Annotated in this window: 12 protein-coding genes, 2 tRNA genes and 3 rRNA genes; 1 reads left to right on the plus strand and 16 read right to left on the minus strand. The window is 46.8% G+C overall.

The window, feature by feature from the left end:
- Nucleotides 1-13: 13 nt before the first annotated feature.
- The 10 genes from EZV72_RS15665 to EZV72_RS15710 all read right to left on the minus strand — a co-directional run bounded on the left by EZV72_RS15665 (nt 14) and on the right by EZV72_RS15710 (nt 12,379).
- Complete coding sequence (locus EZV72_RS15665) at nt 14-754, minus strand: type III pantothenate kinase (protein WP_137168109.1); 741 nt, start codon at nt 752-754, stop codon at nt 14-16.
- The gene (gene birA, locus EZV72_RS15670) at nt 744-1,730 is read right to left on the minus strand and encodes a bifunctional biotin--[acetyl-CoA-carboxylase] ligase/biotin operon repressor BirA (RefSeq protein ID WP_137168110.1); all 987 of its coding nucleotides are present in this window, start codon (nt 1,728-1,730) and stop codon (nt 744-746) included. The genes EZV72_RS15665 and birA overlap by 11 nt, the downstream gene beginning before the upstream one ends.
- Nucleotides 1,727-2,719, minus strand: a complete 993-nt coding sequence (gene murB, locus EZV72_RS15675; RefSeq protein ID WP_137168111.1) for a UDP-N-acetylmuramate dehydrogenase — start codon at nt 2,717-2,719, stop codon at nt 1,727-1,729. The genes birA and murB overlap by 4 nt, the downstream gene beginning before the upstream one ends.
- 81 nt (nt 2,720-2,800) lie before the next feature.
- Nucleotides 2,801-3,949, minus strand: a complete 1,149-nt coding sequence (locus EZV72_RS15680) for a glycosyltransferase family 2 protein (protein WP_137168112.1) — start codon at nt 3,947-3,949, stop codon at nt 2,801-2,803.
- A complete protein-coding gene (locus EZV72_RS15685; RefSeq protein WP_137168113.1) occupies nt 3,894-5,006 on the minus strand; it encodes a glycosyltransferase family 2 protein in 1,113 nt (370 codons plus the stop codon). The genes EZV72_RS15680 and EZV72_RS15685 overlap by 56 nt, the downstream gene beginning before the upstream one ends.
- 1,899 nt (nt 5,007-6,905) lie before the next feature.
- Nucleotides 6,906-7,021 (minus strand): 5S ribosomal RNA (gene rrf / locus EZV72_RS15690).
- Between the two features lie 139 nt (nt 7,022-7,160).
- Nucleotides 7,161-10,037: ribosomal RNA gene (locus tag EZV72_RS15695) — 23S ribosomal RNA — on the minus strand.
- 577 nt (nt 10,038-10,614) lie between these two features.
- Nucleotides 10,615-10,691 (minus strand) — tRNA-Ile (locus EZV72_RS15700).
- Nucleotide 10,692: 1 nt separating this feature from the next.
- Nucleotides 10,693-10,768 (minus strand) — tRNA-Ala (locus tag EZV72_RS15705).
- 76 nt (nt 10,769-10,844) lie between these two features.
- Nucleotides 10,845-12,379, minus strand: a 16S ribosomal RNA gene (locus EZV72_RS15710).
- Together the 16S, 23S and 5S rRNA genes with 2 tRNA genes alongside form the textbook arrangement of a ribosomal RNA operon.
- 476 nt (nt 12,380-12,855) lie before the next feature.
- Here EZV72_RS15710 and EZV72_RS15715 point away from each other — a divergent pair.
- Nucleotides 12,856-13,617 (plus strand): hypothetical protein, encoded by a 762-nt coding sequence (locus EZV72_RS15715; RefSeq protein WP_137168114.1) that lies wholly within the window; start codon nt 12,856-12,858, stop codon nt 13,615-13,617.
- Between the two features lie 72 nt (nt 13,618-13,689).
- On the opposite strand, the gene EZV72_RS15720 is transcribed toward EZV72_RS15715, so the two are convergent.
- From EZV72_RS15720 to EZV72_RS15745, 6 genes are all read right to left on the minus strand, one after another.
- Nucleotides 13,690-14,295, minus strand: a complete 606-nt coding sequence (locus tag EZV72_RS15720; protein ID WP_137168115.1) for a YkgJ family cysteine cluster protein — start codon at nt 14,293-14,295, stop codon at nt 13,690-13,692.
- A gap of 213 nt (nt 14,296-14,508) precedes the next feature.
- Nucleotides 14,509-16,197 carry a glycosyltransferase family 2 protein gene (locus EZV72_RS15725; protein WP_137168793.1) on the minus strand — a complete coding sequence of 563 codons (1,689 nt, stop codon included), beginning with the start codon at nt 16,195-16,197 and terminating at the stop codon, nt 14,509-14,511.
- A 100-nt stretch (nt 16,198-16,297) separates the two neighbouring features.
- A complete protein-coding gene (locus EZV72_RS15730; RefSeq protein ID WP_137168116.1) occupies nt 16,298-17,458 on the minus strand; it encodes a polysaccharide pyruvyl transferase family protein in 1,161 nt (386 codons plus the stop codon).
- Between the two features lie 91 nt (nt 17,459-17,549).
- On the minus strand, nt 17,550-18,578 hold the full coding sequence (locus tag EZV72_RS15735; RefSeq protein ID WP_137168117.1) for a hypothetical protein: 1,029 nt from the start codon (nt 18,576-18,578) through the stop codon (nt 17,550-17,552).
- A 27-nt stretch (nt 18,579-18,605) separates the two neighbouring features.
- Complete coding sequence (locus EZV72_RS15740; RefSeq protein ID WP_137168118.1) at nt 18,606-19,907, minus strand: discoidin domain-containing protein; 1,302 nt, start codon at nt 19,905-19,907, stop codon at nt 18,606-18,608.
- Nucleotides 19,908-19,910: 3 nt separating this feature from the next.
- The gene (locus tag EZV72_RS15745; RefSeq protein WP_137168119.1) at nt 19,911-21,854 is read right to left on the minus strand and encodes a LicD family protein; all 1,944 of its coding nucleotides are present in this window, start codon (nt 21,852-21,854) and stop codon (nt 19,911-19,913) included.
- Nucleotides 21,855-21,896: the final 42 nt, after the last annotated feature.

Raw genomic sequence — 21,896 nt, forward strand, 5'->3', positions numbered from 1 at the left:
CAACTTTCGAGGCTTATGTCAGAAGTAAACTTCTGGCATATCGCGCCAGGCCATGCACCACCAAATTCGCGACGAGGATGCTACCATTGAATTGAGCGAATGCAAGCATATTTTTACCTCCACCCCCAATTATTATGGAAAAATCCGTTTGTTTGCTCGACAAATAATCAACCGCGCTTAAATAAACACCACGCACCGCTGCCTGGCATCCAAAAGACACGCAATCCTGAGTGGATTGGCCAACAGAAAAATCCTCGGGAATGCGATCATCAGCAAACACCCTGGCGGTATTTTTTACCAGACTTTCTTTCATCAGCTGGTAGCCCGGCGTAATCCAACCGCCTAAATGTTGACCGTTTGCCACAAAATCACAGGTGATGGCCGTACCAATATCTATCACCGCAAATGCCTGTTCGGTCATTTCGTGTGCAGCTATCATTGCCAGCCAGCGATCCACCCCCATTTTATCTACCTGAGCATAGCTATTAAGTAGTCCGAACTGCTGTTTTTCTGTAACAATGATATGCAGCTGAATATGATTTGCCGCACAAAACTGATGCAGTAAGGCCTCATTTTCATCGGAGGCCACGTTAGCCAGAAAAATATGATGGATATTGCCCAGCAATGACACCTTATTTAATAATGCAGTCAGGTTGTCGCACACTGCCACGTTACCGTTCAGTTTATCCAGCGTAACGTACTTGACCCGGGTATTGCCGGCGTCAACCAGCAATACCTGATTTTCACATACCACGCAGGCTTACCTCACCACCATGAAACCGCATTATGCCATCCCGGGTTTCTACTAATAAGGCACCGCTGGCATCAACGCCACAATCAATACCGCTAAAGCGTTTCTCGCCCATCTGCAAAACAATGGTCTTATCAGCAAATAAATCCAGCGATTCCCAGATAGGAACAAATTTACCAAAGCCAAAGGCAGCAAAATCATTCAGATGATGATGTAAAGAGTCGACCAGGTGTGCAGCCAGTTCATTACGATCCGGCTCACTGGCCAGTACGCTGCATAAATCGGTATGTGGCTGGCCAACATCATATTGGGCAGCCGGCACATACACATTCAGGCCAATACCAATGACCGAATGCGCTGTGGCACCAATCTGCCCTTCTACTTCTATCAGTACACCAGCCAGCTTCTTGCCTCCCAGATAAATATCGTTGGGCCACTTCACCTGGGCATCATCAATTCCCATCCGGCGCAGCGCTTCACAAATCGCCACGCCCACCATCAGTGATAACCCGGCCATACTCTGATAACCGTCTGGAAATGACCAGTACATTGAAAAGGTCAGGCTTCCGCCCACCGGAGCCAGCCACTGCCTGCCATGCCGACCGCGTCCGGCAGTCTGAATTTCTGAAAACAGGGTGTCGCCATTGGCCAGCTCATCGCGGTTATTGGCAATTTTCTTTTTCAGTTCGGTATTGGTCGACTCAAGCACTGACGCAACTTGTACTGTTGACAAGCGGTTGCCTGGTAAGTGGCGTTTGATTTTATCTGCATCCAGTAACGTAAACGGCCGGTTGAGGCGATACCCTTTACCTTTTACCTTGAACACATCCAGTCCCCAGTCTGACAACTGACTGATATGACCAGCCACTGCGGTACGGGATAACCCGACCTGCTGTGCTATGACCTCTCCGGAATGAAACTGCCCGTCCGATAACAGTGACAATATATGCTGGCGAATCAGTTTGGAGGCATGTTTCATAAATTGACTAATCCTTCTTTACCCACCAGACGAACTTCCGGCTCAAGCGCCACATTAAATCTGGTGTTTACCGTATCCATGATCTCACGGGCTAACAATACCACATCAGAACCAGTTGCCTGCCCCAGATTTGTCAGTACCAACGGCTGAGTAATATGGCACTTTACCTTGCCTACCTGTTTTCCTTTATAGCCTGCCTGATCAATCAGCCAGGCAGCGGGAATTTTTACATTATCATCTGCAACCGGGTAATGAGGAACCTCAGGATAGCGTGCCTGTAGTTTGCTGAAAGCCGTTGCACTGATCACCGGGTTTTTGAAAAAGCTACCCGCGTTCCCTGCCACGTCCGGGTCTGGCAGTTTGGCCCGGCGAACCCGAATCACTTCATTATAAATACTCTGTGCTGTCGGGTTCTCGAGAGCTTTGAGCTCGCCGTAGCGAGTATTCAGCGAGTAGGTTTTAGGCAGGCAGAAATTCACATGCGTAATAATCACCTTCCCCAGTAAGGCTTGCTTAAATATGCTGTCGCGATAACCAAACTGACACTCAGCATTATTCAGGACCTGTGTTAGCCCTGTAGCAAGCTCCACCATTTCCACCGAGGTAATAAAATCAGCCACCTCCAGCCCATAAGCACCGATGTTCTGAATGGGCGATGCACCAACCGCTCCAGGGATTAAAGCCAGATTTTCCATCCCGTGCCAGCCTTGCGCTAATGCAGTAGTAACCAGGTTGTGCCAGTTCTCGCCAGCACCAACCCGTAAGCTAACAGCCGTATCACTGTTGGATACTTCTATACCCGTAATCCGGTTAAGCAGTACCGCACCATCATAATTTTCAATAAAGACCGTATTGCTGCCCTCGCCCAACAAATAATGCTGCGGATATTGCCTGCATAGTGATAATGCAGAAGGAACATCATGAAAGGTTTCGAGCTGCTGAGCTTCAGCCTGCAAATGAAAAGAATGGTAATTTTGAAGTGACGGCACCTGACACCTGAGCGTGGAGTTTCAAAGTGCCGTCATATTAGGACATGCGCAGGTAGATGGAAAGAGACGACACTGATGAAATCAACTAAGTCCGTGGGACTGTTTAAACTCTTGAAAGGCGGCCAGCGCATTTGCATCGTTAACATGACGAAGCAAACGATTCAGCGTCTGCCGCTCCTCTTTTGGTGCAGTTTCAATCAGGTCGAGTACTTCCTTATATCGCTTATCAACAAAAGCCTGGCCCTGACCGGTTGGTGTCTGAATCTCATCGTTCTGCAACTGCGCAAACATAAAGCGTTGATACCGTGTAAATGCAGTAGAACCGAATACCCAGCAATGTTTTTTATTACTTTTTATATAACCGTGCCGGTTATCTTTAAATATAGATTGCGTAGCAGCTGTACCAATAGGGCGGCCTTTTCCCAGCATAGAAATATATTCTTTCTCACTTCGGTACTTTCGATGAATAATAAAAGCACGTTCCTGCGTGAAAGGAGGCACAAGAGGTAAAGTCCGGGAAAAGTGTTCATTAATCGGAGCATACTTATCTCCATTATCCCGACAGTAGGTAAGCGTATGGTCTATAACATTGTGCGGGTTCATGGTGACAGGCGTGACGGTAGTCTTGTAAACAGACTTCACTTGCTCTGCTGCTTCAAACTCAAACCGGCAGTTGTCTATAACATGGCCAAATGGGATGTGCTCGTCGGTTTTATTCAGCCAGCTAAAACACATTATGTCGGTGTGCTTATGCCGCTTTATCCAGCTGTTAATAGAATCTTTTAAATTTGCCGGTACCCAAAACTCATCAATATCCAGAAACATCAAATGCGTGTAGCCTTGCCGCCATGCCGTGTAGAACGCCTCTCTGTAAATTCTGACCTGAGGAGAGTCGGCAGCACCACTAAAGCAGTCATCCGCGTTTATGACAGTAACCGAAGGATGACCAATCGCTGCTAATAATTGATCTGTGTTATCCGAGCAGTGATTCGTGTGAATCTCGATATGGTCAAAGCCAAAGTAAAGATGGTGATAAATCCATTCAGCCAGGTAGGCACTTTCATTCCTTGCAATAGCGACCAGTTTAACCTTAATTCCGGATAACATCCTTAATTCATGAAGAGACTTATTTAACGAGCGGGTTAATCCTGTTGCATTAACTAGTTTAGAAAGACTACGCATCTGAGCTTGCTTTTGCCGCCTTATCAGAACGCATTTGTTTAAATGCACTGCTGACCTCTGGCAAATTAATATTTTTCAATAACCGACTCAGCAAAGACCGTTCAGACGAAGGGGCATTGGCTATCATCTTTACAACCTGCTGATAGCGTGACTCTACCATCTGCTGAGCTTCTTTGTGCAGAGCCTGCAATTCTGGAGAGTTCATGTGCTCGTCCAGGTAGTCAGCGTATTTTTCAAATGCAGACTGATCAAATTTAAGCGCTGTTTTGCCAGTATTGATATTGTAGCCACGGCGGTTATTTTTAAATATCGATTTTTGTTTTGCTGCTTCAATCGGCCGGCCTCGGCCGAGCATGGCGACATATTCAATCTGGCTACGATACTGGCGATGCAGAACAAAAAAGTCAGCGTCTTTAAACCTGGACTGATGCTCAGTTACCTTAGACATATCCTCTCTGTCAGACGCAAATTGTGCTGTTCCACTCATGGTATAACGCAGTTTATTACTCACTACATTATGAGGGTTCATAACAGGCGGAGTGACAAACGTTTTCACCATCGATTTAACGGTTGGAGAAACTTCCAGTGTCATGTTTTGTTCAAGTGCTCTGCCAAACAAAGACGTATCTTCGAGTTTGTTGCACCAGTTATTACTTATTACGTCAAAATAGCGCTTATCGCTAATCAGCTCATGCACACCTTTTGACAGATCTTTAGGCACAAGAAACTCATCGACATCCAGGAACAGGACGTGAGAATAACCCTCCCTGTAAGCTTTGCTTATAGCTGATAAATATACGCCTACCTGAGGTGACTTCAGATGGGGCGCAAATTGGTTATCTGCATTTATGAAAGACACAGGGTATTTTGCGGACAAATACTCCCCTACGGCCACAGTGTTGTCATCACACTGGTTGTAGTGCACTTCGATATGATCAATACCGAAATATAGATGATGAAGAATCCATTCTGCGAGGTAGCGCCCCTCATTTTTCGCAACACCAACCAGTCTGACCTTCGGTTTGCTAAACTTCAGACGATGTTTTAGCCGGGTCAGTGGGAGGTAAGGCTCCACAAGAGACTTTACCGCAATACTCCGTAGCATTAATTTTTACAACCTTCTACTAACTAACTCCTGCATTATACTTGTAATCGCAATGGAGACCAGTTGTTCATGATTACTTTGAAAGATGACGCTTTGCTCCCTCACGTCGTCCCGGAATCACACAGCGATATCCGGGATCTCCGTGGGAACGTGACTACCTTTAAAAGATGGTGTTTTGCATCAGCCAGGCTGTTCACGAGACCCCTGCTTTCGCAGGGGCGACGGTATAAAGGAGATTCCCTTTGTACGGGGCCATGACTACTTTTAAAGATGATGTCTTAAATCAGCTAGGCTGTTTACGAGACCCCTGCTTTCGCAGGGGCGACGGTATATTGGAGACCCTCGCTTTCACGGACATGGCGGTAGGTCGTATCAGGGGCTTCTGTGGAATGTTTCCCCCCCAATAAATGATGCCTTCCACTCCCGTCGTCCCGGAATCGCAAAGCGATATCCGGGATCTCCTTGGGAACATGGATACCTTTGAAAAGAGGTCAATACGCAAATAACTGATCTAAACCTAAACTCGTTTTACTCTGCGACTCACTTTAATATACAAAACAGCTTGCAGCTGCATTTTCCGTTTAAGTGTTATTTTACATTCTGACGGAAAATATCGCAGGTCTCTGGAGAAGAAGAATGCTGAAAAAAATCGGTTTGTTAGTTAGCTTATCAATACTATGTAGTATTTTCTCGATGTTTCTGGGGTGGGTAAACTCGACCCAAGTTTTGTATCACGCTTTTGTCGTTGCTCTTACATGTTTTCTTTTTGAGCATCTCTCCCGCAAATTGGTTAAGTAGTATTTTGAATCATTCAGGCTGTTCACGAGACCCCTGCTTTCGCAGGGGCGACGGTATGATAGAGATTCCTTTTGCACAGGGATGACGTTTTACTATCCCTCCTGTCGTCCCGGAATCGCGTAGCGATATCCGGGATCTCTTTTGGGAACATGGCTACCTATAGAGATGATGTTTTGCATCAGCCAAGCTGTTCACGAGCCCCCTGCTTTCGCAGGGGCGACGGTATGATAGAGATTCCTTTTGCACAGGGATGACGTTTTACTATCCCTCCCGTAGTCCCGGAATCGCGCAGTGATATCCGGGATCTCCTTGGGAACATGGCTACCTATCAAAGATGATGTTTTGAATCAGCCAGACTGTTCACGAGATCCCCGTTTTCACCGGGATGACGGAGGGTCGGAGATCTCTGCTTTCGCAGGGACGACGGTATAATAGAGATACCCTTTTGCACAGGGATGACGTTTTACTCCCTCCCGTCGTCCCGGAATCGCGCAGTGATATCCGGGATCTCCGTGGGAACATGGCTACCTATCAAAGATGATGGTTTGAATCAGCCAGGCTGTTCACGAGACCCCTGCTTTCGCAGGGGCGACGGTATGATAGAGATTCCCTTTTGCACAGGGATGACGTTTTACTATCCCTCCCGTCGTCCCGGAATCGCACAGCGATATCCGGGATCTCTTTTGGGAGCATGACTACCTATCAAAGAGGATGTTTTGAATCAGTCAGGCTGTTCACGAGATCCCCGTTTTCACGGGGATGACGGAGAATCGGAGATCTCTGCTTTCGCAGGGGCGACAGTATATTGGGTGTGTGTACAAGGAATTTATTACTCTTTGATAATACGACTCTCACATGGGGGCGGTGAACGGTGAGCGTAGCGAACGAGGGGTGCCGGTGGCACGCCGAGAGTGAGGCGCGCGAGGCATGGATGCCGAGCTGGACTATGCTTCACGGATGAATAGATACTACAGATATCAGGCGGTGATAAGTAACCCGAACAGTCCCGATGGGTTGGGTTTTCATATGATGTAGCGCAGCGTGCTGCGCATAAACGAAAAAAGCCCACTCAAATGAGTGGGCTTTCTCGTTTAATGAGGAGTCTGGCGGTGTGCTACTCTCACATGGGGAAACCCCACACTACCATCGCCGCTAATACGTTTCACTTCTGAGTTCGGAATGGGATCAGGTGGGACCGTATCGCTATGGCCGCCAGACAAAAACTGGTGGTTACCGATGTGTCATCGATAACGTACAATCTGGAAAAAACTGATATTCAATCAAAACTGAGTAACACTACTCTATATGCTTAGCTTGTCACTACAACCTTCACAGCCTGCGGCCGCTTTGGGTTGTATGGTTAAGCCTTTCGGGCAATTAGTACAGGTTAGCTTAACGCCTTACAACGCTTCCACACCCTGCCTATCAACGTCGTCGTCTACAACAACCCTTCCAGACCTTAAAGGTCAGGGATGACTCATCTCTGGGCCGGCTTCCCGCTTAGATGCTTTCAGCGGTTATCCGTTCCGAACGTAGCTACCGGGCAATGCGATTGGCATCACAACCCGAACACCAGCGGTTCGTCCACTCCGGTCCTCTCGTACTAGGAGCAGCTCCCATCAATCATCCAACGCCCACACCAGATAGGGACCGAACTGTCTCACGACGTTCTAAACCCAGCTCGCGTACCACTTTAAATGGCGAACAGCCATACCCTTGGGACCGACTTCAGCCCCAGGATGTGATGAGCCGACATCGAGGTGCCAAACACCGCCGTCGATATGAACTCTTGGGCGGTATCAGCCTGTTATCCCCGGAGTACCTTTTATCCGTTGAGCGATGGCCCTTCCATACAGAACCACCGGATCACTATGACCTACTTTCGTACCTGCTCGACGTGTCTGTCTCGCAGTTAAGCTAGCTTATGCCATTGCACTAACCTCACGATGTCCGACCGTGATTAGCTAACCTTCGTGCTCCTCCGTTACTATTTGGGAGGAGACCGCCCCAGTCAAACTACCCACCAGACACTGTCCTCAACCCCGATAAAGGGTCTAAGTTAGAACATCAAACATACCAGGGTGGTATTTCAAGGTCGGCTCCGTATGAACTGGCGTCCATACTTCAAAGCCTCCCACCTATCCTACACAAGTAGGTTCAATGTTCAGTGCCAAGCTGTAGTAAAGGTTCACGGGGTCTTTCCGTCTAGGTGCGGGTACACAGCATCTTCACTGCGATTTCAATTTCACTGAGTCTCGGGTGGAGACAGCGTGGCCATGGTTACACCATTCGTGCAGGTCGGAACTTACCCGACAAGGAATTTCGCTACCTTAGGACCGTTATAGTTACGGCCGCCGTTTACCGGGGCTTCGATCAAGAACTTCGCTTACGCTAATCCCATCAATTAACCTTCCGGCACCGGGCAGGTGTCACACCCTATACGTCCTCTTTCGAGTTTGCAGAGTGCTGTGTTTTTAATAAACAGTCCCAGCCACCTGGTCACTGCGACCCCCAAAAGCTTACTGCGCGAAGCATTCACCTTCAGGGGCGTACCTTCTCCCGAAGTTACGGTACTATTTTGCCGAGTTCCTTCACCCGAGTTCTCTCAAGCGCCTTAGTATTCTCTACCTGACCACCTGTGTCGGTTTGGGGTACGGTTCATATAATCATAAGTTTAGAAGCTTTTCCTGGAAGCAGGGCATCAACAACTTCACTCCCTTGGGAGCTCGTCTCGTGTCTCGACCTTGAAGAACCGGATTTTCCTGATTCTTCAGCCTACTCACTTTCACCTGGACTACCAACGCCAGGCTTGCTTAGCCTTCTCCGTCCCTCCATCACTGATTATACAAGTACGGGAATATTAACCCGTTTCCCATCGACTACGCATTTCTGCCTCGCCTTAGGGGCCGACTTACCCTGCCCTGATTAGCATGGGACAGGAAACCTTGGTCTTCCGGCGTGCGGGTTTTTCACCCGCATTATCGTTACTCATGTCAGCATTCGCACTTGTGATATGTCCAGCAAACCTTACAGTTCACCTTCATCCACTTACACAACGCTCCCCTACCCAGCATGTAAACATGCTGCCGCAGCTTCGGTATATTGCTTAGCCCCGTTACATCTTCCGCGCAGGCCGACTCGACTAGTGAGCTATTACGCTTTCTTTAAAGGGTGGCTGCTTCTAAGCCAACCTCCTAGCTGTCTATGCCTTCCCACATCGTTTCCCACTTAGCAATATTTAGGGACCTTAGCTGGCGGTCTGGGTTGTTTCCCTCTCCACGACGGACGTTAGCACCCGCCGTGTGTCTCCCGGATAGTTCTCATTGGTATTCGGAGTTTGCAAAGGGTTGGTAAGTCGGGATGACCCCCTAGCCTTAACAGTGCTCTACCCCCAATGGAATTCGTCCGAGGCTCTACCTAAATAGATTTCGGGGAGAACCAGCTATCTCCCGGTTTGATTGGCCTTTCACCCCCAGCCACAAGTCATCCCCTGACTTTTCAACGTCAGTGGGTTCGGTCCTCCAGTTGATGTTACTCAACCTTCAACCTGCTCATGGCTAGATCACCGGGTTTCGGGTCTATACCTGGCAACTCAACGCGCAGTTAACACTCGCTTTCGCTACGGCTCCGTTATTTACTTAACCTCGCTACCAAATATAAGTCGCTGACCCATTATACAAAAGGTACGCAGTCACCACACGAAGTGGCTCCCACTGCTTGTACGTATACGGTTTCAGGTTCTATTTCACTCCCCTCACAGGGGTTCTTTTCGCCTTTCCCTCACGGTACTGGTTCACTATCGGTCAGTTAGGAGTATTTAGCCTTGGAGGATGGTCCCCCCATTTTCAGTCAAGATAACACGTGTCCCGACCTACTCGATTTCACATTTAATTCGTCTTCATGTACGGGGCTGTCACCCGGTATCGCGCCACTTCCCAGAGGCTTCCACTAACTTATAAAATGCTTAAGGGCTGCTCCCCGTTCGCTCGCCGCTACTAGGGGAATCTCGGTTGATTTCTTTTCCTAAGGGTACTTAGATGTTTCAGTTCCCCTCGTTTGCCTCGTTACACTATGTATTCATGTAACGATACCTGTAAACAGGTGGGTTTCCCCATTCGGACATCTGTGGCTCAAATGCATTTTGTCGGCTCACCACAGCTTTTCGCAGACTTACACGTCCTTCATCGCCTCTAACTGCCAAGGCATCCACCGTATACGCTTTGTCACTTAACCATACAACCCAAAACAGCCATCTGCTTTGCTTCCTGTGCGGCGCGTTTTTCCTCGTTCAGTCAGTTACATACTCAATGTATGCGCCTTCCCTCACTCGTCAGTCCGCTTGCACAAAAACCAAATCATCGGCTGTTACCACTTATTAAGATAAGTATAACAACCTGACCTGCCCGCCTTTTGACTTCGGGCTTTGGTGATGTTGTATGCATGACAAGCTAATCGTGAATATCCTTGTTATCAATCAAATCGATAACAAGTAATTCGAATCAGATAGAGTAGCTTTTGAAAGAACATCTTTCGATATTCTCAGTTACTCAATTTTGATTGATTACTAATATCAGCTTTCCAAATTGTTAAAGAACATACGCAAAATGACGAATCATTTCACTTTAGGGTAAAAAACCCTAATCAATGCCTACTGTAAACAGTAAATATTCATTAGGATTTCAATCCGTTTCAAACCACTACACATAGGTATGTCCATTTCGCTTGTTGCAGGTAATTTGTTTGCGAGAAGCGCAGTGTGCAAAGCGCACATGAGCATCGCAGCGAGCAAATTAACAATAACAAGTAGAAATGGTAGGCTTGGGCAGACTTGAACTGCCGACCTCACCCTTATCAGGGGTGCGCTCTAACCAGCTGAGCTACAAGCCTATGGTGGAGCTAAGCAGGATCGAACTGCTGACCTCCTGAATGCAAATCAGGCGCTCTCCCAGCTGAGCTATAGCCCCATAAGCGGTTTGTTCTCATTTATAACAAGACTATCTGTGTGAACACTGCATTAAGTGTGTCAGTCGATTCTTTTGGTAAGGAGGTGATCCAACCGCAGGTTCCCCTACGGTTACCTTGTTACGACTTCACCCCAGTCATGAAACACAAAGTGGTAATCGTTCTCCCGAAGGTTAAACTAACTACTTCTTTTGCATCCCACTCCCATGGTGTGACGGGCGGTGTGTACAAGGCCCGGGAACGTATTCACCGCAGTATTCTGACCTGCGATTACTAGCGATTCCGACTTCACGGAGTCGAGTTGCAGACTCCGATCCGGACTACGATATTCTTTAAGGGGTCCGCTCCACATCGCTGTCTCGCTTCCCTCTGTAAATACCATTGTAGCACGTGTGTAGCCCTACACGTAAGGGCCATGATGACTTGACGTCGTCCCCACCTTCCTCCGGTTTGTCACCGGCAGTCTCCTTAGAGTGCCCAACTAAATGCTGGCAACTAAAGACAAGGGTTGCGCTCGTTGCGGGACTTAACCCAACATCTCACGACACGAGCTGACGACAGCCATGCAGCACCTGTGTCAGAGTTCCCGAAGGCACCAATCCATCTCTGGAAAGTTCTCTGCATGTCAAGTGTAGGTAAGGTTCTTCGCGTTGCATCGAATTAAACCACATGCTCCACCGCTTGTGCGGGCCCCCGTCAATTCATTTGAGTTTTAACCTTGCGGCCGTACTCCCCAGGCGGTCTACTTATCGCGTTAGCTTCGCTACTCACAACTTAAAGTCGCAAACAGCTAGTAGACAGCGTTTACGGTGTGGACTACCAGGGTATCTAATCCTGTTCGCTACCCACACTTTCGCACATGAGCGTCAGTCTTTGGCCAGGGAGTCGCCTTCGCCACTGATGTTCCTCCAGATATCTACGCATTTCACCGCTACACCTGGAATTCCACTCCCCTCTCCAAGACTCTAGTCTGCCAGTTCTAAATGACCGTCCCAGGTTGAGCCCGGGGCTTTCACATCTAGCTTAACAAACCGCCTGCGTGCGCTTTACGCCCAGTAATTCCGATTAACGCTTGCACCCTCCGTATTACCGCGGCTGCTGGCACGGAGTTAGCCGGTGCTTCTTCTGTGGGTAACGTCAATCTAAGCAGGTATTAACTACTTAGCCTTCCTCCCCACTGAAAGTGCTTTACAACCCGAAGGCCTTCTTCACACACGCGGCATGGCTGGATCAGGGTTGCCCCCATTGTCCAATATTCCCCACTGCTGCCTCCCGTAGGAGTCTGGGCCGTGTCTCAGTCCCAGTGTGGCTGATCTTCCTCTCAGAACAGCTAGAGATCGTTGCCTTGGTAAGCCTTTACCTTACCAACTAGCTAATCTCACTTGGGCCTCTCTAAGCGCGGGAGCCTAAGCCCCCTTTGGTTCCGAAGAACATTATGCGGTATTAGCCACCGTTTCCAGTGGTTATCCCCCTCGCCAAGGCAAGTTCCCAAGCATTACTCACCCGTCCGCCGCTCGTCAGCGATGTGCAAGCACATCCTGTTACCGCTCGACTTGCATGTGTTAGGCCTGCCGCCAGCGTTCAATCTGAGCCATGATCAAACTCTTCAATTAAAATCGAAAAACTATATATGAATCGTCGGTTGACACTCTTAACGAGTGCCCACACAGATTGTCTTGTTATACATTGTTAAAGAACGTTAGCGTTGCCTGTCTCAGGCTCCGCCTGCTTCGTTTCTCCCCGAAGCGGGATGCGCATTCTACGCAATTCGTTTTCAGTGTCAATCACTTTTTGAAATTAATTTATTTCGCTAAGTTGTGACTTAAAAACGTGTGAAGCAAATCTTGATTTTCTCCACATCTTCAACAGGTTGGCTGTGAAGCGTTCCCGGTGAAGAGGCTGCGCATTCTATACAGCTATACTTAAACGTCAAGCATGATACGTAATAAAATTGCAAAAACTCGCTCGATCGAATACTTTTTACTCTAAGTGAATTAAATTTCATCATTCTTGAACTTTTTGGTAATGGTGTCGTTCTATATTACGAGTACTCTATACCTCTAATAATAACTTCGAAGGAGTCGGTTCCATGCGCAGTACATGTCTTTTGGCCGTTTGTGCTTTATTAAGCAGCGCAGTATGTGCAACCGAATTTGCAGAGCCAGAGCCGGTCGTAGATCCCTATCAGGCAAAGTTTTTAAAACGCCAGGTTGATCAAAATATGTCTGTGGGCCGGGCTATTCGTTCTATTGCCAGCCATTATCCTCAGGATGTGGTTTCTATTGTAGATGTAGCTTTAGAGATGTACCCGGAAAAGTACCGTGAAATTATCTTTTCTGCGATATCCGCCCAACCATCTTCCACACAGGCTATTGTTGAACTGGCTTTGGAAAAAGAAGTCAGCTCCTGCCCGGCTATTGTTAAACTGGCGATTAGCGCTGAGCCCAGTTATGTAGACTTTGTAGTTCAGGCTGCTGCTAACGCAACGCCAGATGAGCTGGACGAGATTGTGCGTGTAGCGGTGATGACCGAACCCAACTCAGCAGATACTATTGTGCAAACGCTGTCTCGTGAGCACCCTAATAAGGTCATAGAGATTCTGACTACCGCACTGGATGCTGTGCCTTATGTGGGTGAATATGTCGTAGATTCATTACTGGCGCTTTTCCCTAACCAGGCAGATGATGTGGTGGAAACAGCAATACGTGAATCTTCAACCCAGCGAGAGCAGGTTTTACGTATTCTGGAAACCGCGCAGGATGCCGGTGTATCTGATGAAAAAATCAGAGGGTATGGTTTAAACGCCGGTTTTTCTGAAGAAGAACTGGCCGGCGTTCTGAATGATAAGTAAGTTAAGCGACATATAAGTGTCACTAAAAAAGCCCGGTGTTTTGTGCACCGGGCTTTTTTATATCCGCGATTATCAGGCTGCCACAATAGGCTCATCAAAGCTGCCGCTATAATACGCTTCGGTCAGCACTTTATTCAGTGCCAGTTTTAATGCTTCATTAATTGGAAGCATTGTTGTTCCCAGTGTGTAATCCAGTTGAGCCAGCCGCGCCTGCCCTTCGGCAATCATCGGTGGCTTATGGTTACCCAGTGAAATCAAAGACGCTGCGTATTTCTCAGGTACAGCTTGTTTAATTAAGCCACAAACAGAAAGTGTAGGCATATCCGACTTACTTTTATAGCCGGCAACGCCAAACATACGGCAAAGTCCTGGCCGCTGGTGATAAACCGTACAGCGGCCCTTTTGCCCGTCTAATGACTGTCTTTGATAATATTTGCAGGCAAAGCCTGAAGCCTCTTCCAGCGAATCCAGTTCGGCTTCTGCTGTTCCCTGATCAAACATATGCAGTGCCAGCGGCAGCATTTCCAGTGCCGTTACTTCTATATCAGGTTTGTTACAACATGCACCGCAACTATCCAGACAATGTAACTGCTGGCGTTGTTGGTAGGTACTGAATATGTCTGATAGTTCGTTAAGTACAACCACTACCTGGCTGGACAGCTCACGCAGCCTTTGCATGTTATCTCCGCAAATAAAAACAATAAAAAAGCTAATTAGTTATGCTTCAATGCTGCCGAGTAAGGTATTGATACACAAAACGAGCGAGGGGCGCTCAGGCAGCATATTGAATGACGCGTATTATTGCTATTTGCAGATTGGTGACAAACACATTTTTTGTTCGTCAGGAACAAAAAAGCCACTGATGAGCAGTGGCTTCTTCATCGGTACTATTTAGTATTCCTCTTTTGCCTTAATAGCAAAGTTCTCACGTTTTAAGGTAAGGTTTGGATTATAGGCCGGGTCATTGGCAATATACTTTTTCCAGGTAGTGCGAAGATAGGTAAGCTCCCGGTTAAAGCGTGCGGCTTTTTCCTCGGTGATATCCAGCCCCCTGGAAACAGACTCGTGGTGAAACAGTTCAGCTTCGGCGCAATACACATTGCGTACACCGGTTTCCAGCACCCGCAGGCAAAAATCTACATCGTTAAATGCCACTTGCAAGTCTTCTTCGTTCAGCCCACCCACCTCATCAAATATCGACTTTTTCACCAACAGGCAGGCAGCCGTTACGGCACTGTAGTTCTGGGTTGCGATTAAGCGGTTCATATACCCGGAGTGATAGCGAGGGAAATACTTATGAGCATGCCCCGCCCCGCCGCCATAGCCCATTACTACGCCAGCATGCTGAATGCGGCCGTCGGTATACAACAGCTTTGCACCCACACAGCCAATATCATCACGCATGGCATGGCCGGCCATATATTCAAGCCATTGCGGTGTAATGACTTCAATATCGTTATTCACTAGGCCAATTACCTCACCCCGCGCATGACCAGCGGCAAAATTATTAATGGCAGAATAGTTAAACGGGTATGGGTACTTCAATAAACGAATTTTGGGGTGCTTATCCAGCTCGTCAAAATAGGCCAGGCACTGAGCATCATTGGAATTGTTATCAACCAGCAGAATTTCATAATTCTGATAAGTGGTTTTTTCAAGAATAGATTCAATACAAGCCTTGACGAGGTCCATACCGTTATAGGTAGGAATGATCAGCGAGACCAGTGGTGTTGTTGGCAGTGGCCACATGAGATTTAAAATACCCTGCTTTTTGTCTTTTACCGGTATAGCAACCGGCTCCACAACGTCGGCTAAGGCATCAATATCAGCTTTATCATGTTGTGCGTTCTGCCCTGCAGCCAAGAGGCTATAAGGAACATGTTCGACAGGCTGAGCGTGGTTAATCGCCATACGTGCAAGCATACAGGTATAATCATTGATGCCACTTGAAAGCAGACTCAAATCAACTAGCTGCTCGGGCTGATGAATAACCAACGCCGTTTTCACATAACCGGCAGATAACTGATAATCGGGATTCCAGGCAGGTAATAGCTGTGCATCAACAGGTTTATCTTTATTATCCAGATAATGCCAGTCAAAATAAAACAGGCGTGGCTCCACTACATCAGGCAACGCTTTTAGTGCATTCGGATTTATCTGCTCACCCGCTCGTAAACACAGCAGCCATTTATGTGGTTGCTGTGCTAAATCGCTAAGGGGTTTTATTTCAGCTGCTAGTGATTGTAGCGCTGGCAATACCTCATTGCTGACATATATATGAAGGAGTCTTTCTTGTAATTGACCCAATGAAGACAAGGTAAGCCGCAACGCATCTTTATTGCTGCCCAGCACAACAACTGCATAGTTGCGCGTATCTGCTGGCAATACAGCAAGATCTGCCTGTTGTTTTTTCAGGCAGTCTTTATAAAGGGCAAACAACTTTTTCTGCGAGGGAAAGCCATAAAAAAGCCCGGACTGCTGTAGCTGCTTACCATACCAGGCACGCAATGCCAGATTCTTACGAAACGCTGTTTTGACACTTTGGGGAAGCAGACCATACCCCCCCTTTACCGCAAGCATCAGTTGTTTTTTTAGCACGCCCGGAGCCCTTCACTTCTAAATTTGGTTGGCAAGTATAAACGTAAACGCCAATGACTTCGATAGTGGCCCTTCAGCTTATTCAGGCAACCTGAGAGTGCTTACTTTTCATAGCAGAATTTAAATTCGATAAGTGTGTTGAAGGTGTTAGCTCTGAGTCTGTTATTAGTGAGATATACTTGCCGAGAAGATTTTTCCTGCGTGAATCGTAGTGCTCTCCGCAAAATTCGACCTCGCTTAACACATCCTTTAGCTCAATTTTTTGGTTAGCGGCGACAGCCGGCATCAGTGGTACTTGTAACAACTCCCGAAGCTCAGCTGTACGCGAGTCGTGGGGATGCACAAGACAGGGCACACCGGCTTGCCACGCGAGAAAGTTGCCATGTAAGCGACTACCGACAGATAAATCGTATTTTTGGACCTGGGCCATCCATTCTGACGCGCAAAAGTAGGCAGTAAACCGGCTTAACACCGTATTTTTGAAGGAAGCTTCTGATACTGACGGGCAATACAGATTCTTCAGGTGCACCGCATACTGGTTATTGTAATCCATGTGCCCTGCCCGGCTTAGCTCAACGGCATCAAGCGGAGACTGATTAACAAATAAAGCATTTGTTTTTTGTCCCCAGTCGAAACAGTTTTGCAAAAAAGTCTGCAGGTCTCGTTTGAAGTCCAGATTACATACCAGGCTCATAGCGGCAGGGTTTAACTCGTTGAACTTTAACTCATGATGAGCACCAAGAAATGGGTCGTCGCTGATGAAGTTGGAAGGACAACCAATAATATCGACATTTTGAACGCCCTGGTCATTCAAAACAGATGCGGTATAGGCTCCTCGTACACCAATTCTTACTGCATGCTCTTTTAACACATCAATGAAACGTCGGGAGCCTGGCTTAAACGATAGCTTTTGTGAATTATTTTTGGCCTGCGCACCAAGTCCAATTACAAAAACAGGCAGCCTGGCTTGCTCAAAAAGATTAGCCAAAACGCCCATATCCCAGTCAGGATTTAATTGATTGGCAGCAGGAAAAACAATAGCGTCAAAGTTATTGCGCAAATAAGCTGGATCGGCCCCCCAGCCTACATACGTTTTTTCGCCAGCAATCTGAGTTGAAACAGCATGCCAAAACGCAAGGTTTCCGGTATTCAGGCCACACTCTTTGAATAGCTGCCCAGTTGGTTTCGCATAAGCCTGCTCAATAGAGCCTGTTCCACCAATCACTGCAAGTCGCTTTGCCATTGTCTTTCCCACTTTAGAATTCAAATTTAAGTGTGGATAACGGTTTTGACAATCTCATGACTAAACAGTGACAGTTAAATGAACACCTTTTTTAGTGCTTTAACAGTCGAAGTAGTTTGTCAGTCAGGCTTCGAGGAGCAGTAAAAAGAGCCACCGGAGGCTCAGACTGTTGCTGTGAAATAGATTTGCACAGCTGTCGGTAAAACTTTCGGTGGTGATTATAGAGGTAATCTCCCCACCAATTTAGTGAAAGATGATCATCCCTCTGTTCCTTGCGTTCCAGAGTCCCCTGGTCGGAAAGTTCACTCAGTAAAATCTGATAATTGTGTATTTTAAAATCCCGATGAAACAATTTAACTGCCTGCAAAGCCTGTTTGGTATAGCGGGCACTCAGTTCTTCAGGAAGTAACGTATAATCAACTGTTCCTTTTTGCTGAGACTGAAGAATAGTATCAATTTCTGTTTGATACGTAGCTAAATCAAACTGATTAAGCCAACGTTTGAATTCCAGACTTTCAAAAGAATAAGACGGATTGATAGTAACCGGAGCAACGTGATAAGTCAGATTCAGACACTCTACAAAGTCCTGAACTACATTAAACTCAGCGGCTTCCAAATAGGCTCTCAGCGTAACCTTGTCAAAGGTGTGTGTGTGCAATAACTGGTGTAGTTTATCCAGTGTTGTTGTATGCAGATTCCTGCCAAACTTTAGTGGCTTAGTCTGCCCGTGACGTTTTACGGTTTGATTGTAAGCTGATTCAAACTGCGCTAGTGGGGAACGAATATAGCCGATGAGCTGAACATGAGTAAAGTGCGGTGAAATTTCGTGCGCATGATAGAAAAAGTATTCTGAGCTTAGCAGTAAAGTGTTACAGCCTGAGGCCAGAAACTCATTGTTGATAGCTTCGAGGCCTTCTGGATTCAGCTCTCTTTTACCGTCCTGGTTTTGCATTATCAGTTGCTCAGCATGACCAGAACTTATGTGATTTGAAGACAAGGCGTGGGAAGGATAAAAAATACCCTGTTGCTTTAAAAACTGCTGATGATCGGCACACCATTTTTGAATTGCAGATGTGCCGGTTTTGGGCGGGCCGATATGTAAAATAAGCCGTTTTGTCATTGTGCTTTAACTCTTGAGCAGCGCTGATTAAAAATATAAAAACTTAAATTGCTGCTTGGCTTTCGACCAGTCAAATGTCCACAGTGGGTCAGGGTAGCGCCAGTTCGGCCCATAGTTCAGTTGTAATAATGGCTCCGGGTTTGCCGGAAGCTTCAGATTATGCCCGTGAAAAAACTTATCCTGCAATGGAAGTACATCGGCTTTACTTACCGAGCCGATCGGATTCATAAAGCATTCATTCTGCTGAACGTAGCCGGTAAACAAATCAATAGCCTGTCCTCCCGGAGTGGTACACCAATAATGTGCAATACCAGATGGTGCCACTCTGCACCCTTCTTCTGTTAAAGCCCGAACCATTGCTTCACGTTCTGCCAGAATTCCCTGCTCTGTGGTTTCGTTGCTTATATAGCAAATATCCACATCGTCATCGTGTGGAATAAGCTGGCCATCACGTACTACCCCCAGCAGAGTTCCTGAAGATATAAACGCTGCAATGCCCAGTTTGTCGTTAAATACTGAAAGTAGCCAGCTAAGCTCCCTGACCACCTTATCTTTGGCTGCATCGCTGCGCATGTTAAAAGTCTGAGTCAACCCATGCGGGCCGAGTGCCAGCTCTTTTGGCGCAAGAAGTTCATTCACTTCCTGCTGAAATGCAAGTGCTGCACTGATATCACCCGATTTTTTTAGCTTATTGATATAGGCTGTGGCTGGCTCTGCATCAAGCACTGCAACGTGCAATAATGCTTTGGTATGTTCAGTCAGTCTAGTGTTGTCGAAGGTTTTAAGCGGTTTCCAGTTATCGTGAACTAACCCCCAGTCACGTAAATTCTGAGAACACTCAATACGCAAGCTCAGGGCCCGGGTATAAAACTGATCTTCCCGATTGTATATAACAACTTTATCCAGATTACGGATAGTTCCTAAGTCGATAACCAGCCACGGATTTTTTTCACGCTTGGTGTGAAAGCCGTTTCCTCCGTTTTTTTTACCAATCAGTGCGCCTTCACCGTTGTACTTATCATCATCGTTATAGCATGAACTAATAATTGTCTTTTTATCGGGCGCAATGTTACGGCCATCTTTGTTGTAAATTTCAATCGTATCAAGATGAAATGAAGACGTGACCTGTAGACTTAAGCGCACAAACCGGGCCTTGCGCCCGATTTTTTCAACAACAAGAGGCTGTTTAGACTTTGCCCCCCTGAACTCGTTAACCGGATTTGCTTCTAACCATGTCACTACGTCCTGAATAGTGGCAGCGGGTTGCGGTTTTACCGGGAACAGGGTACGACGAATTTTTCCAGCTGCGCGTCTTACAAAAGAATGCATAAATTACAACTCATATGTTGGATCTGGGGTTACCCAACCTTCACCATACCGATCTTTCAAAAAGCCTTCGATATTGCCAGGTGTATTGAAGGTAAAACCTTTGAATTTAAGTTCAGATAAAGGTTCCAGCAACTTCCGGTCCACCTCCCGAACATTATAACCCTGCATATGAGTCCATACCTTGTCCGACTTTTCAGGGATGCGGTATATGAAAAATAAATCCATATCGAAATCTTCAAAATAACAATGCAGATTCAAACTCATAGGCGTAGGGGGGCGACATTGTAAGCCATTTTCACTTAACTTTTGAGCCCAATCTTCTGTTGCCTGTCGATAGGTTTTACCGTCAGGCAGATCAACGATAACCGCAAGATCAATATCGTCGTCATGAGGCAGGAAATCACCGTCTCTGTATATACCCAGTAACGTGCCATAGCATGGAAAAGCATCCAGTGAATATTCGGCTTTAAGATAAGCAGCAAAAGCTGCCATTCTGTCAGCCAGAAATCCCGAGTCAATTTCACTGAACGGAATAGTCAGACCGTGTCTTGTATAAGTAACCGCAGGGATATATGTGGCACTATGCGCTCCCTCTTTTATGCCCTCGTAAAAATCTGGCAATAAACCACGATTTGCACGTAGTAGCGGTTTTGCAGTTCGCGCCTGGCTCATACGATATGTGGCCAGCAAATGAGCCAGATGTCGTGTAAAGCTGGCAGACCAGGATGTACCTATGATCCATTCGTGTAAAGTAACAAGCCCGACCCGGGCTTGAAGGTTGTTCAGTGTTGTTTCAACAGTATGCCACTGGCCGTCGGCATCCTGATACTCCACAAGCCGTTGAACAAATGCGTCTTTACTGTAAAAGTCATCGCAGAAAATTTTAACTACTGTCGACGCTGTTGTAGTACCTAGCGGCAAGCTGAAAATGTGGGCATGCTGCAATGTCCATATTCTGGCTTTCAACTCGATTAGCGCTTCTGTTGGTGATACAGACTGTTCATCTAAGCATAAAATTTTTTCGTTAACTGACACTTTAAGTTGTACAGCCCGTTTAAGTTTTCGACGAAATCCGGTTATACGGAGCGCTTTGGCATTGTCCGGAATAGTGACTTCCAGAGCTGAGTTGAGTGAGTCAGGTAGATCAGGCGTAGGCTGTCTTGCAGCAAGATGCGCTTTTTCCAGTAAGGCAAGTAACGCTTCTTTATCCTGTTTGTAGGAAATTTGGGGAGCGAAAATAAATGATTCGACCGCTTTTTTGAGTGCCGGACCATCACTGAAACTGTTTAGATCAGCCATATAATCTAACGTATTTTTCAGTAGCGGAGCAGCCTGAGTTTGAAACTGTTCCCAGGCAAGTTGCGATGAAACCCGTGAGAAACGCTTTACTTTCTTATCCTGAGCATTATAGGCGGTAACAAGCAGACTGCGTTCACGTTTACCGTGTATATCTTTACGGTTATAAAGTTCAATATAAGCCAGTTCGACGGGCTCGGCGAAGGTTACTTCCCACCATGGCTTTATTTCCCGCTTGGAATGTACAGATACCGAATTGCCCTCTGTACCCTGCATAGCAGCGTCTGGGTCAGGCAAAACCTCGGCCACTGAGCTCATAGCGCATTGATAGCTGCCATCATATTTCGCATAACTACCATCATCTTTCTTCACCCAGAAAGAAATGTAGTTAAAGTTGATAACTTCTGGTTTTTCATCAATCAAAGAAAGACGAACGCGGGAAACAGTAGCGTTAACAAAAAAGCGGTAAGGTGCTACGTTCCGAAAATAGCCGTAAACAAACCCTGGTAAGCGTTGAACCACACGTTTGCCCGAAGCAAACCGGGTGTCCTCTACCTTTGTGCTTAATTCTGTTCCAGCAACGCTTACATCTTTTCTCAAGGATGTAGCGTGTCGCTTTATTTTCCTTACAATTCGCCGTGCGATTTCCACAATTCGTCCTCCTTTATTAGGAGGACGAATGCTACCTGATTG

Origin of the sequence: Salinimonas lutimaris (assembly GCF_005222225.1) — a bacterium.
Taxonomy (GTDB): domain Bacteria; phylum Pseudomonadota; class Gammaproteobacteria; order Enterobacterales; family Alteromonadaceae; genus Alteromonas; species Alteromonas lutimaris.